Raw genomic sequence first — 13,677 nt, forward strand, 5'->3', positions numbered from 1 at the left:
CTAGCTACCGTCTTTTTTCTGAAACTTGCCGCTTATATGATGCTTTCATGACGGCTCAGAAACCACCCAAAACCAAACCCGACAAACGCGAGGTGCTCGCGCAGGCATTGCTAGACGGGACACCTCTGACCGAACTGCCTGCACGTTTTATCGCCGCAGGCTATAGCGAAAAAGCCGCGGCCTATGAGGCCGGGCGGGCGATGAAGGATCCGCTTTTCAACGCGGGCAAGCGGGTGAGCAACCGATTGCAAAAAAGCCACTGGACGCTGGACAATTATCGCCGCTTGCATCGGGCTGACACTGGCGACGGAGCGGAAATTCCTGTCGTCCAGACGATCGAACCGGGTGCGTTTTTCCGTGACTATCATCATCGCAATCTGCCGGTGAAACTGACCGGACTGGTCGATCACTGGCCGGCAATGCAGCGCTGGACGCTCGATTATCTGGCCGACAAAATCGGTGACGCGGTGGTTGAGCTGCAGGGTTAGCGGCAATCGAGCGACGATTATGAAATGGCCAAAGACAACCACAAGCGCCACGTGCCGTTCAGCGAGTTTGTCGCCCTGCTCCGTCAGACCGACAGCAGCAATGATTTCTACATCACCGCCTATAATGACACGGTCAACAAACAGGCGATGGCGCCTCTATGGGACGATGTGGGCGACATTTCGCTGCTCCAATCGAGCGGCGGGAATGACGGCTTTTTTTGGATGGGGCCAAAGGGCACGATCACACCTTTCCACCACGACCTCACCAATAACCTGCTTTTGCAAATTTCCGGTCGCAAACGCGTCACCATGGTCGCCGCCTATGACACAGCCCATATGCGCAACCACCTGCACTGCTTTAGTGAATGGGCCTCACCGGATGACATCCGCGCACTGGGCGAGGCGGCGCCAAAGCTATGGCAATGCGATATCGGCCCGGGCGAGGCTGTGTTCCTGCCCGTCGGCTGGTGGCATTTTGTCGAGGCGCTCGACCACACGGTCGGCATGTCGTTCACAAACTTCCCCGTCGATAATGATTTTTATACGGACTATCCGAGCGAAACGGATTTTTGATCGAAGGCCAAAGACGATCATGACGACAATCTGATTCTCCTTGTGGTTTCAGAGGCTTCTCGCTCGGCAATTTGGTTTCATTTGATACGACTTGTCGCATCAAACCATCCGTTCATCGCTAAAAACGGCTCTGCGCCGAAAAAGCCATTGTCAAATCTCAGACCTCGTCCTAACGGCCCGCTCCCCGATCAATGGATGGGGCGGACGTCAACGGTTGGGTTTCATATGGCCCGCCCGCATGCAGTATCTCTGATACCGGCATGTACGGATGCTGCTTTGTCTCGATTGGTTGCATGAGTAGCTCAATTGGATAGAGCACTGGCTTCAAACACCAGGTAAGCGAGTTCGATTCTCGTCTCAACGCACCACTGGATAGCTCAATGGGTAGAGCACAAGATTGTTAATCTTGCTGTTGCGGGTTCGATTCCCGCTCCACTCTCGGTCTGTAATAGGACCCCAGCACTCATAATGCTGTTTTGAGAAATACCGGGTTCGGGGACCGGCATGTGAATGGCGCGGCGTCTGCGGTGAGAGGATATCTTCGGATTTCCAAACGCCAACGGCAAAGCACCTACCACCATGCCAAACGGTTCGGCTGATGCGTGATGATGGCGCTGTGCCGGGGTCGATGGGGGATGTTTTCGAACGCCTCCCAATCCGCCCCGCGCGCTGCAATATCCGCTCCGCCCCGGCCCACCGTGCGGCATGCCACCGGTCCCTGGATCTTATCCGATCGGGACCAAGTCTACGGCCAATTCCGGCCATAGCAAATGAAGAAGGAGATTGGCGTGAGCTGATATTTGAGTGAGTATGATGTTGTATTTGATTGACAAGCTGATGGGCCGCAAGCGGCTAACCATCAATGAAAATGAACGGGCAATCTGGCTCTACAAGGGCGAGCTACGCGGACTATTGGGAGCGGGCGAGCATGTTCTGCCGAACTGGCGCAAGCAATTGCGGGTTGAGCGCATGGCGCTCAGCAGCGCAGCTTTTGTTTCGGTCTATGAAAAGGCGCTTTTTGAAAAAGTGCCGGATCAGGCGGGCGCGCATCTAACCCAGTACCGGACCGGGACCAACGAGATTGCTGTCATAGAATGCGACGGACAGATTCATTCTGTCCTCTCTCCGGATAGCAAGCTCACCGTGTGGACCGATGCCGGTCCGTGGAAGGCGGAGCTCGTGCAGCTGGATACAAACCCAGTGATCGCACCGGCCTTGCTGCAGCGGCTGATAAAAGCCGGCGTGGCAAGCCTGCTCAATCAGGTTCGGATTGTCGAGGTGGACAAGGGCCAGGTTGGCCTGCTCACCGTCGATGGCCAGATGGTCGGCGAATTGACGCCGGGTGTCACGGGCTACTGGATGGTTGGTCAGAAGGTCGCCGTGAAGATCGTTGATCTGACACGGCAACCGCTTGATGTGACCGGTCAGGAGCTCTTGACCAAGGATCGCGTGACTTTGCGGATCAATATCTCGGCGCAATACCGGGTGGTTGATCCCGTTAAAGCCGTGACCGAGGTCAAGGACTTTTCCGATGCGCTGTACCGGGCGCTGCAATATGCGTTTCGGAAAACGCTGGGCGCGATGACGCTCGATCAGATCCTCGACAAGCAGGTGACGGTCGATGCCGAAGCTGCCCAAAAGGTCCGGAGCGATATGGCGGCCATTGGTCTGGAAGTATCCGAGATCATCCTGAAGGATGTGATCCTTCCGGGTGAAATGCGGGAGCTTTTGAACCAGGTGGTTTCTGCACAGAAAGCGGCCGAAGCCAACGTCATCAAGCGGCGGGAAGAAACGAACGCAACGCGGTCGCTTCTGAACACCGCAAAGGTGATGGCCGATAACCCGGTCATGCTGCGGCTCAAAGAGCTTGAGGCTCTGGAAAGCATTGCCGGTAAAGTGGACCGGTTGACGGTCAACAACGGCACCAGCGGTTTGATGAATGATATCGTCAAATTGACTGAGGACTAGTCAGCCAGACAAGGAAGGGCGCGGTAGCAATATCGCGCCCTTTCATTTTATACGGTGAAGGATTCTCCGCACCCACAATCACCTTTGCTATTGGGATTGTTGAACACGAAACCAGCGGTGAAGTCATCTTCCTGCCAGTCCATGGTTGAACCGATCAGATAGAGCACGCTGGGGCCATCGACATAGAATACGCCGCCGGGTGTCACAATTTTCTCGTCAAATTTCACTTCCTCGGTGACGTAATCGACCGAATAGGCGAGGCCCGAACAGCCTCTGCGCGGGGTGGATAGTTTCACCCCGATCACATCTTCTGGCGCTTTGGCCATCAGGTCGGCGATGCGCTGTTCTGCCGCTGGCGTCAGAATGATTGCTGCAGGAATTTCCCGCGTTTTGGTTTTTACTTCGGTCATGTCTCAAGCCTTTTTTGCCAGAACAGTGCTTTGCCCATTTTCGGGTCTAGTTGATAATCGCCATAGCCCAAGGACGCATATAGCCCACGTGCAGGTTCATTGCCCTCAAGCACTTCCAGGGTCACTTTGCAGGCCCCAATATCGCGCGCGATTGATTCAATCTCTGCGAATAGCTTGCGCCCGATACCCAATCCGCGATGCTCTTTCGACACCACGATATCATGGATATTGATCAGCGGTTTCGCGCCAAAAGATGAAAAACCAGTCATCAGATTGGCGAGCCCCGCCACTTTGCCATCGACATAAGCCAATAGCGAAGATGCCGCCGGTGTAGCGGCTAATCCGGGTACCAAATCAGCCTGCACTTGCGCCGACAAATCTTCACCGCCACCCATTGGGTCCATCGCATAGCTGCGCAGCATCGCGACAATGTCTGCCGCATGGTCTGCATTGGCATAATCCGCCCGCACTATAGTTGCAGCAGGGGTCGCTGATAAGGCAGCGGTTGCTGTCATAGCATCCCCAGTTCGAGCTTCGCTTCATCGCTCATTTTCTGCGGGTCCCATGGTGGGTCCCAGACGAGGTTCACTTCGCTATGGCCCACGCCGGGCACACTGCCGACCTGCATTTCAATTTCGCCGGGCATGGATTCTGCCACCGGACAATGCGGCGTAGTCAGAGTCATGGTAACAATCGCGTGATTATCCGGCGTAATCTCCACACCATAGATCAGGCCAAGGTCATAAATATTCACTGGAATCTCAGGGTCATAAATCGACTTCAAGGTATCAACGACGGCTTCATAAAGATCGCCGCCCGCTTCGCCAGCCGGTGTTTCGGTTGGTTGTTGTGCCAGAAAGCCTTCAAGATAATCGCGCTTGCGGTTTAACTTGCTAACATCGCTTTCAGCCTCATGTGGCGAAGGCGCCATGACCTGTGCTGGCTTTTCTTCAACCGCATCTTCGACTTTCGCCAAAGGGGGCTTCTCTACTCTGTCGACTTCTTCGACCACTATTTTGCGTTCTTCGTTCATCTCTTTTTCCTACCCGAAAATCTTTCTCACCCGTTCGATACCCTTGACCAGGGCCGCGACATCTTCTGCATCGCTATAAATTCCAAAGCTGGCCCGCGCCGTTGCTGGCACGCCCATATAGTCCATCAGCGGCTGCGCACAATGATGGCCGGCGCGGATCGCAACCCCGCCTTCATCCAATATAGTGGCGACATCATGCGGATGCACGTCGCCAACCGCAAAACTCAATATTCCCATGCTCTTATCCGGGCCGAATACCCGCACGCTGTTGATGCCGGACAGGGCTTCGCGCGCCATAGCCAGCGTGGCGTTTTCATGGGCCGAGATCACGTCCAGGCCAATAGCTTCGACATATTGGATCGCGGCGTCCAAACCCACGACACCGGCAATATGCGGGGTGCCTGCCTCAAAGCGTCCCGGAGGAGGCGCATAGGTCGTGCCCTCAAAACTCACGCGGTCAATCATCGACCCGCCGCCCTTCCATGGGGGCATGGCGTCAAGAATTTCATAAGGCGCCCACAGCGCTCCTATGCCGGTAGGACCGTAAATCTTATGACCCGAAAAGACATAGAAATCACAGCCCAGGTCCTGCACATCCACAGGCAAGCGCGGCGCAGCCTGGCAGCCATCAAGCAACAGTTTCGCGCCGACTTTATGAGCCATGGTTGCTGCGCGTTTGGCGTCGAGCAAAGACCCCAGCACATTAGAAACATGGGCCAAAGCGACCAGCTTATGTTGCTCGGTCAGGTTGGCTTCGATCCAGTCGAGATCAATTTGGCCATCGTCCATGAGCGGTGCGACGTCAATATGGGCACCAACCCGCTCGGCGAGCATTTGCCACGGCACGATATTGCTGTGATGCTCCAGCTGCGACAACATGATCCGATCATCTTTACCGACGTTGCTGTTTCCCCAACTTTCGGCGACCAGATTGATACTGTCGGTCGCGCCGCTGGTGAAGACGATTTCATTCTCACTCGCCGCATTCAGGAACCCTGCAACCCGTTTGCGCGCTGCTTCATAAGCCAGTGTCATATTGGCAGAGCGTTCATAGACGCCGCGATGGACGGTCGCATAATCGGGGCCATAGGCGCGGGCTATCGCGTCCAATACCGGTTTCGCTTTTTGCGCGGTCGCGGCAGTGTCAAGATAATGCCAATCATTGGCGATGCCAGGAAAGTCGTCCCGCTTAGACGCGTTTTCCATTGTCATTTCATCAACCATCAGGGACATGATCCAACCTTCCATGAGCCGGCATTTGCACCGCGAGAACAGCGTGATCGTATCGTCAGTCCATATTCTTGCCAGCCGCCTTCAACAGGCTTCAGAAGGATCAACCATTGCTGAGCATCGACCGAGTCATCCAGCACATTTTCGGCAGTAACAGTAACAAGCAACCTATTGTCACGATCGCTATCGGCCGCTGCGGTGACGGTCAGCGTCTGATTCCCTTCGAGAGATTCGGGAAAATTCTTCAGATGTACGCTAGCGGCATCCAACGGTGTCAAAAATACCCTGTGCGGTATGATGATAGCATGCCCTTTCGAATTGGCGGTCTCGGACACAACCGGCTGGGCACTAGCTTGACGAGCAGAAAAGGTAGAAAAGACGAGAGCGATCGCAAATATCGATATGACTGCGTTGCCAGCCACATTTTTCGGATCGATAAGATGCCGCCAATAAAAGTTTTTCATAAACGTCATGAAAGCTTCTCCAGCACTGCCAGCGCTTTCTCCTCAATTATCGCGCGCTGTTCATCATCATCCATGCTGACAAAAGCATCAGCGATAAACGCCTGAAGCATCAATTTCTGCGCCAATTCCGGCGGCAGCCCGCGAGCGGCCATATAAAATAGTGCCTGCTTGTCGAGTTCACCGACGGTGGCGCCATGAGCACATTTCACATCGTCAGCGAAAATCTCCAGCTCCGGCTTTGCATTGGCTGTTGCGGTGCGGTCGAGCAGCATCGCCTTGACCGACTGCGCTGCATCCGTCTTTTGCGCATCGCGCACAACATTGATCCTGCCCAGAAAGCTGCCGGTGGCTTTGCCGGCAAGTACCGAGCGCACAACCTGATTGGATGTTGCATTCGGCTGCGCGTGAATAGTTTCAGTGACAATTTCAAGCGTCTGCGTCCCGCTGCCCAATATCGCTCCACCCAGTTCAAAATGCGCGCCCTTGCCGAGCGTTGCTTTGACCTGAATACGACCATAATCGGCCGCGCTCGCGAGCACATGAATGGCGAAAGTCGCATTGTCGCCAATGGTGATATCAAGATCAACTATGCCCACGCCATCAATCATCGGTAGCACGGTAATCTGGCGGGAAGCCGATTCACCGTCAGCAACCGTTACTTTTTCCGGCCCGTCAAGCTTGGGCCAGATGGGTTCTAGCGCTTTCAAATCGGCATAGCGCCATGCTTCATCGCGCTTTGTCGGTAGGGGAAGTGTTACAGTCATTCTCGGGAACCCTTTAGTTCGCGCCGCAATTTGGCCAGCAATTTGGGCTTCTCCGCATCCACACAGGTTTTGATGGCGCTGTCACCGATTGCGCCATCTCGGATGCACCGCACCGTTGTTTTGCATAGACGCTTGTCGAGATTGATGTTGCCGGATGACTTGTCGAGCGAGCAGGTGAAACGGCCTTTTTGGTCTTTGCCAACCATGGCCGATATGCTGTTCAATCGCCGCCCGATGACGACAATCTCGTTCTCAATGGGAGAGACAGCAGGTTGCAATGCTGCCAGCAAGAAGACAGCTGCTATCATGCGGCCACCGCCTCATAACCTTCTTCTTCCAGCTGTAGCGCCAGTTCAGGGCCACCGGTTTTGACGATCCGGCCACCGGCAAGAACATGAACAAAATCGGGCTTCACCAGATCGAGCAGGCGTTGATAGTGAGTGATGAGCAGAACCGCTTTATCCGGTTTCCGCATGATCGCGTTAATCCCGGAACCGACCACGCGGAGCGCGTCGATGTCGAGGCCGCTATCCGTCTCATCAAGGATCGCGAGCTTCGGATCAATAATCCCCATCTGCACCATCTCGTTGCGCTTCTTCTCGCCGCCGGAAAAGCCAACATTGACCGCGCGTTTGAGCATATCCATGTCCATTTTCAGCAAGCCCGCTTTTTCCTTGGCGAGCTTGATAAATTCTGCGCCAGATAAAGGCTCTTCACCGCGCGACTTGCGCTGGCTGTTAAGGCTTTCGCGCAAGAATTGCAGGTTGGACACACCCGGTATTTCGACCGGATATTGGAAGCCCAAGAAAATGCCCGCCGCAGCCCGCTCATGCGGGTCAAGTTCAAGCAAATCCTGCCCGTCAAAGTCCACACTGCCTGAGGTGATCTCATAATTAGGCCGTCCGCCAAGCGCATAAGACAGCGTCGACTTACCAGCACCATTGGGCCCCATGATCGCATGGATTTCACCCGCGTTGAGTTCGAGCGAAAGCCCTTTGAGGATTTCGGTATCGCCAACATTGGCGTGGAGGTTTTCAATTTTTAGCATTTTTTCCGTCTCTTGATGTGATCGGTTGAATTGGCGATTGTACTCTCGGCGGCGGAGCCACCATGGGCAGGCTGGGTGAACCATCTTTCCAAAGATAAATTCCGCGGTTCAATTTCCTCAGCTGATCCATAGTTTGAAAGACGTAATGTTCCAGATCTACCCTCGCCATGTTCGAATAATCTGGTGCAAATCGATCGACAATCCGCGCATGGGTTTCATACAGGCCGCAAGGTGTATCTGGCTGGCCGCTCTCCGCAGCCAGCTTCTTTCGCGCGCCTTCCCAGTCCATCTTAGGCCCCCGTATTGGGATATAAGCATTTTCCGGCACATCGAGCTTGGCCGTGCAATCGAGATAGGGGGACGCTAGTTCCGCAATGTGGGTCACAGCCGCCCTCGGTTTGTCAGCTGCAACGCCAGTATCCGCGCAACCCAGCAACAATCCGGACGCCAGCAAAGCGGTTGGCAAAGGCTTCATCACCCAACACTCCCCTCGAGCGAAATCGCGAGAAGCTTTTGTGCTTCCACGGCAAATTCCATCGGCAATTGCTTCAGCACATCCTTGGCAAAGCCGTTGACGATCAGGGACACTGCTTCTTCCTCGTCCAGCCCGCGTTGCTGGGCGTAGAACATCTGGTCGTCGCTAATTTTGGAGGTCGTTGCCTCATGCTCAATCTGCGCGGTCGGGTTTTTCACCTCGATATAGGGCACCGTATGCGCGCCGCTTTTGTCGCCGAGCAGCAAGCTGTCGCATTGGGTGAAATTGCGGACATTTTCTGCGCTCGCACCCACGCGGACCAGACCACGATAGGTGTTATCGCTATGGCCTGCGCTAATCCCCTTGGAGATGATCGTTGAACGGGTGTTCTTGCCGTTGTGGATCATCTTGGTACCGGTGTCGGCTTGCTGATAATTGTTGGTCAGGGCAACTGAATAAAATTCACCCACGCTATTTTCACCGTTCAAGACACAGCTTGGATATTTCCAGGTCACCGCGCTGCCAGTCTCGACCTGAGTCCAGCTGACTTTACTATTCTTGCCCTGACACAGCCCGCGCTTGGTCACGAAATTATAGATACCGCCCTTGCCTTCTTCGTCGCCAGGATACCAGTTTTGCACGGTACTATATTTAATCTCGGCATCGTCCATCGCAACCAACTCGACCACGGCGGCATGGAGCTGATTCTCGTCGCGCATTGGTGCGGTGCAACCTTCGAGGTAGCTAACATAACTGCCCTCATCGGCGACAATCAAAGTGCGCTCAAACTGCCCGGTATTTTCGGCATTGATCCGGAAATAGGTGCTGAGTTCCATAGGACAGCGCACGCCTTTGGGGATATAAACAAAGGTCCCGTCGCTAAACACTGCGCAATTGAGCGTCGCGAAATAATTATCCTTCATCGGCACAACCTTGCCAAGATATTTGCGGACGAGATCAGGATATTCTTTGATCGCTTCGGAAATCGAACGGAAAATCACACCCGCTTCTTCCAGTTCCTCACGGAAAGTCGTGGCCACAGAGACACTATCAAAGACGGCGTCCACCGCGACTTTGCGCGCGCCTTCCACGCCCGCGAGCACTTTCTGCTCCTCAATCGGAATGCCAAGCTTTTCATAAACGCGCAGGATTTCCGGATCGACTTCATCGAGGCTGTTCAGCTTCGGCTTCGCCTTGGGCTCAGCATAATAATAGGCATCCTGATAATCGATCATCGGAATGTCGAGCTTCGCCCAATCCGGACTTTTCATGGTTTCCCACATGCGGAACGCTTTCAGGCGCCAGTCCAGCATCCATTGCGGCTCACCTTTTTTGTCGGAAATGAAACGCACGGTATCTTCGTTCAGGCCCTTTGGCGCGAAATCCTGCTCAATGTCGGATGACCAGCCAAATTCATAGCTGCTCGCATTGTCCACCGCTGCCTGCGCCTCGGCGTTCATGGCTGTCCGCTCGTCTTGCTCTTGAAGATCGGTTTTTACTTCTTCACTCATAACGCTTGTTCCATGGTCTTGGTTTTCTCAGTAACAGGGGATTTAGCCAGGCTCGCCAGGCTCACGTCGTCCAATGCTTTTCGGATTGTCTGATTCACGACACCCCAATGTGGTTTGACCGTGCAAGTATCTTCCAGCGCGCAATCGTGATTGCCTTCTATGGTGCAGCACGTAATCGCGAGCGGTCCTTCAACAGCCTCAACAATATCGGCGAGGCTAATCGATGCGGGTGGTCGCGCGAGTCTGATCCCGCCGCCAATACCGCGGGTGGATTCAATCAACCCGGCTGCGGACAGACGGCTAACCAATTTCTGCGTGGTCGGCAGGGGTACACCGGTTTCCTGCGCCAATGTCGATGCGTTCAACTTTCCCTCTGCCAATAACGCAGCACCGCAATGCCGCGAAGCAGCAGACATCAGGACAACAGCATAGTCGGCAAGGCTGGAAAGCCGCATAAAATCTCTCAGAATTGGTGTGATTCTCTAAATAAGACTTATTTAGTCGTATTTAAGAAAGATTGCAACTCCCCGCAGGCGTTACGTATCAGAGGTGAGAGGCGGAATATGGCCTTTCAACAGGCCACGCTGGTCGATTAACTTGGCCGTTTCTCCCTCGGCGACCCGCAATTTGGTCGGTGTGGTTCCCGCGAAAAACTTAATTTCGCGAATCATATGCGACTGATCATAAAAAGCATCTTCGAGTGCCAGCAACTCTTCTTCATTCTGCTCGGCATAGGCCCGGGCTGCCCGTAAAGCGCGATATTTGCGCGCGAGATATTTGGGCGCCATGCCGTAAAGCTTGTTGACGGTCCGCAGCACCTGGCGCGAGCTTTGATCCGATCGTTCCATCAGCGCGCTGACCGGCGGGGATGGCTCCGATGATAGCCATTCATCGACCATTTTCGTGAATTGCTCGACCTCTGGTTTCACCCGATGCCGTAAATCCCGGAAAATCCGATCAGCCCATGCAGTCATCCCGTCCGCACTTTCGCAACCGCGCAATAGTTCGAGGCTTTTGTCGATCTCATTGGTGAATATTTTGTTTGCAGGTACGGCTTTATCGGCAAAGTCCGCCGCAGATTTTTTGGTCAGTGCGGCCCAACCTGAGGGCAAAAGGCCCACACCGAACATGCGGAAAGGCCCTTTCACATCAAAATGCATGGCGCCTGTAGACGGCCCAACCAGCATCGCGTCTTTGGCTGGATAGGTTTTGCCATCAGCAAAGCCCAGATCCGCTGTACCATCCAAAAGAAACCGCAGCTGCGCTATGGCCGCCCGTTCATTGTCGGCAAATTTCGGATGCTCGACCTCAAACAGATAATAGACCGAGACCAAATCCCGAACATCTTCAGCTGGCGCAAAATATCTCAAACTGACCAAAGCGAACCCCTTTTGTCCGGTTCGAGGGAAACCGGAATTCCATTGGTTGCACGCTTATAACTGAAAAAAATAGGAAAAAAAACTGGCCTGGCTAATAAAATAGCCAGGCCAATGAGGAAAAGAAGTCTCCTTGGCACTGTTAGTACCGCTGAGTTTCCTTTGGTCGCAAAAGCTCAATGCACCAATCACACCGGTCAGCGATTGGACAAAAAAGACATTTTTTTGCCAATTTTTGACAGTTACGGCCAGAAATCAATCTGCATTAGACCTTAGCGTGATGCAGCAATCCAGCGATTAACCCGCTCTTCCATGATATTCAGGGGAACCGGACCACTACGCAAAATAACATCGTGAAAATCACCCATGGTGAACTTGTCACCCAGTTCTTTTTGCGATTTTGCCCGCAATTCCATGATTTTAAGCTTGCCAATCATATAGGCCGTCGCCTGACCGGGATAGACAATATAGCGTTCAATGGCTTTGCGAATATCGCTGTTGGGATTCGGCGTATTATCCGTCAGATATTTAATCGCTTTCTCGCGGCTCCAGCGTTTGTCATGGATGCCGGTGTCCACTACCAACCGGCAGGCGCGCCAAAGTTCCATGCCGAGCCTGCCAAAATCCGAATAAGGATCGGTATAAAAACCCATATCCTTGCCCAGTTCTTCGGTATACAGGCCCCAACCTTCCGAATAGGCCGTGACCCCGCCAAATTTGCGGAATGCTGGCAAATCACCCAGTTCGGTCTGAATCGCTAGCTGTAAATGGTGGCCTGGAAGCGCTTCATGATAGGCCAGAGCCTCCAGCTCCGTCTTCGACATGCCTTTCAGGTCATAAAGATTGACATAATAGGTGCCTGGCCGTGATCCATCCGGTGCGGGGCGCTGGTAAAAGGCCTTGCCCGCAGATTTTTCCCGGAATGCTTCCACCGGCTTGATGACAAACGGCGCTTTGGGGAGCGTGTTGAAAAATTTCGGCAGTTCTTTTTCCATCGCCGCCAGTTTTGTATTGGCCTCCGCCAGATAGTCTTCCCGGCTGGTGTGGAAATATTGGTCGCTGGTCCGCAGATGTGTGAAGAAATCCTGCAAACTGCCTTCAAATCCAACCTGCGCCATAATTTTGCGCATCTCGCCATGGATACGCTCCACATTATCCAGACCAATTTGATGAATTTCGTCAGCGGTCAGATCTGTGGTGGTATAATTTTTCAGGCGCTCGGCATAATAAGCTGCTCCGTCCTTGAACCGCCAGACACCATCGCCATCGACCGCCATTTTCTGTTGGCGCTCCATCTCAGCAACCAATTTCTTATAGGCGGGCGCCAGACTGCTGGTCAAAGCGGTACGCCCGCGTGCAATCAGGTCGGCCTTTTCGCTATCGGCAATGGACAGCGCATTCACCTTCTTTTTCAGATCCGCATAAATGGGAGAATCTGCACCGGTGTCAAAGGGCGCGCCGCTGATCACATTTTTGGTGTCGTTGATCACATAAGGAAAAACCCAGTCCGGAACGATGATCCCATCATTCGCGCGCTCGGCCGATTGCGCGACCAGCGCTTCAATATAGGGCCCTGATTTGCCGAGCCGACTCACATAGGCCTCTGCATCCGCTTTGTTGGCGACGCGATGAATATTGATCATGAACGCAGGAATCTGGCTCTGTGCGCCATTCATCTGATCAAAAATATAACCGTTCCGGCGAAAAGGAAATGCATTTTTTGCCCGTTCGGCACGTGCCTGAAACAGACGATAGCTCAGTTGACCATCTTCGTTCAGCTGGCTTTGGTCAAACTCAGCTTCCATAACAACCAGAGCCTCTTGGCCCCGCTCATATTGCTCGACTGCTGCCGCGTCGCTGGGATCATCGAGTTTACCGTAGTCCGCATCCCTGATCCCCCGAAAGGACTTTGCAATCGGCGAGTTTGCCAATTCTATCTGATCATAATCCTCATAAAAAGCCGAAAGACGTGCGTTAACATCCTCAGCAGCTTCGGCTGTTTCCACTTGCGAAGAGGATGCATTCCCACTGGCGCTCGCAACCTCGCCATCGGAGGTGGAGCAAGCTGCAAGCAGGGCAGTGGTGGTGAGGAGGACATATTTTGTCATTGCGATTCCCTTTATAATTATCTTATTGGTATCAGGTCATTTTCCCGCCGTAAACAAGCCGCGCAATTTTATTACAAGATCTTGAAATCCTACCTATTCATTCTTCCATGGATGAGTGTATCGACGACGGATGGATCTGCAAGTGTTGAGGTATCGCCGAGGTTGGAGTGTTCATTTTCTGCGATTTTGCGCAGGATGCGGCGCATGATTTTGCCGGATCTGGTTTTGG

Annotated in this window: 14 protein-coding genes and 1 pseudogene; 2 read left to right on the top strand and 13 right to left on the bottom strand. The window is 53.6% G+C overall.

Features of this window, described 5'->3' with window-relative positions:
- Positions 1-200 precede the first annotated feature (200 nt).
- Positions 201-1,061, top strand: a pseudogene (locus ABJM21_RS05660) (cupin-like domain-containing protein).
- Between the two features lie 813 nt (positions 1,062-1,874).
- Positions 1,875-3,029 carry a slipin family protein gene (locus tag ABJM21_RS05665; RefSeq protein ID WP_348382212.1) on the top strand — a complete coding sequence of 385 codons (1,155 nt, stop codon included), beginning with the start codon at positions 1,875-1,877 and terminating at the stop codon, positions 3,027-3,029.
- Positions 3,030-3,076: 47 nt separating this feature from the next.
- Here ABJM21_RS05665 and ABJM21_RS05670 read toward each other — a convergent pair whose 3' ends face one another.
- From ABJM21_RS05670 to ABJM21_RS05730, 13 genes are all read right to left on the bottom strand, one after another.
- Positions 3,077-3,439: an iron-sulfur cluster assembly accessory protein gene (locus tag ABJM21_RS05670; protein WP_207986518.1), complete on the bottom strand. Its 363-nt coding sequence runs from the start codon at positions 3,437-3,439 to the stop codon at positions 3,077-3,079.
- Positions 3,436-3,954 carry a GNAT family N-acetyltransferase gene (locus ABJM21_RS05675; protein ID WP_348300200.1) on the bottom strand — a complete coding sequence of 173 codons (519 nt, stop codon included), beginning with the start codon at positions 3,952-3,954 and terminating at the stop codon, positions 3,436-3,438. Before ABJM21_RS05675 ends, ABJM21_RS05670 begins: the two co-directional genes overlap by 4 nt.
- Positions 3,951-4,472: an SUF system Fe-S cluster assembly protein gene (locus tag ABJM21_RS05680; RefSeq protein ID WP_348300199.1), complete on the bottom strand. Its 522-nt coding sequence runs from the start codon at positions 4,470-4,472 to the stop codon at positions 3,951-3,953. The genes ABJM21_RS05675 and ABJM21_RS05680 overlap by 4 nt, the downstream gene beginning before the upstream one ends.
- Positions 4,473-4,481: 9 nt before the next feature.
- Positions 4,482-5,705 (bottom strand): SufS family cysteine desulfurase, encoded by a 1,224-nt coding sequence (locus ABJM21_RS05685; protein WP_348382213.1) that lies wholly within the window; start codon positions 5,703-5,705, stop codon positions 4,482-4,484.
- Entirely contained in the window at positions 5,696-6,175 is a 480-nt protein-coding gene (locus ABJM21_RS05690; RefSeq protein WP_348300197.1) for a hypothetical protein, read from the bottom strand. The genes ABJM21_RS05685 and ABJM21_RS05690 overlap by 10 nt, the downstream gene beginning before the upstream one ends.
- The gene (locus ABJM21_RS05695) at positions 6,172-6,930 is read right to left on the bottom strand and encodes a SufD family Fe-S cluster assembly protein (RefSeq protein WP_348300196.1); all 759 of its coding nucleotides are present in this window, start codon (positions 6,928-6,930) and stop codon (positions 6,172-6,174) included. The genes ABJM21_RS05690 and ABJM21_RS05695 overlap by 4 nt, the downstream gene beginning before the upstream one ends.
- The gene (locus tag ABJM21_RS05700) at positions 6,927-7,238 is read right to left on the bottom strand and encodes a hypothetical protein (protein WP_348300195.1); all 312 of its coding nucleotides are present in this window, start codon (positions 7,236-7,238) and stop codon (positions 6,927-6,929) included. Before ABJM21_RS05700 ends, ABJM21_RS05695 begins: the two co-directional genes overlap by 4 nt.
- Positions 7,235-7,978, bottom strand: a complete 744-nt coding sequence (gene sufC, locus ABJM21_RS05705; RefSeq protein ID WP_348300194.1) for a Fe-S cluster assembly ATPase SufC — start codon at positions 7,976-7,978, stop codon at positions 7,235-7,237. Before sufC ends, ABJM21_RS05700 begins: the two co-directional genes overlap by 4 nt.
- The gene (locus ABJM21_RS05710) at positions 7,965-8,453 is read right to left on the bottom strand and encodes a hypothetical protein (protein ID WP_348300193.1); all 489 of its coding nucleotides are present in this window, start codon (positions 8,451-8,453) and stop codon (positions 7,965-7,967) included. The genes sufC and ABJM21_RS05710 overlap by 14 nt, the downstream gene beginning before the upstream one ends.
- Entirely contained in the window at positions 8,453-9,913 is a 1,461-nt protein-coding gene (sufB, locus tag ABJM21_RS05715; protein ID WP_348300361.1) for a Fe-S cluster assembly protein SufB, read from the bottom strand. Before sufB ends, ABJM21_RS05710 begins: the two co-directional genes overlap by 1 nt.
- Positions 9,914-9,960: 47 nt before the next feature.
- Complete coding sequence (locus tag ABJM21_RS05720) at positions 9,961-10,419, bottom strand: SUF system Fe-S cluster assembly regulator (protein ID WP_348300192.1); 459 nt, start codon at positions 10,417-10,419, stop codon at positions 9,961-9,963.
- Positions 10,420-10,500: 81 nt separating this feature from the next.
- A complete protein-coding gene (locus ABJM21_RS05725) occupies positions 10,501-11,343 on the bottom strand; it encodes a DUF6597 domain-containing transcriptional factor (RefSeq protein ID WP_348300191.1) in 843 nt (280 codons plus the stop codon).
- Between the two features lie 269 nt (positions 11,344-11,612).
- Entirely contained in the window at positions 11,613-13,448 is a 1,836-nt protein-coding gene (locus tag ABJM21_RS05730; protein WP_348300190.1) for a DUF885 domain-containing protein, read from the bottom strand.
- Positions 13,449-13,677 lie beyond the last annotated feature (229 nt).

Source organism: Parasphingorhabdus sp. (assembly GCF_039977335.1).
Taxonomy (GTDB): domain Bacteria; phylum Pseudomonadota; class Alphaproteobacteria; order Sphingomonadales; family Sphingomonadaceae; genus Parasphingorhabdus.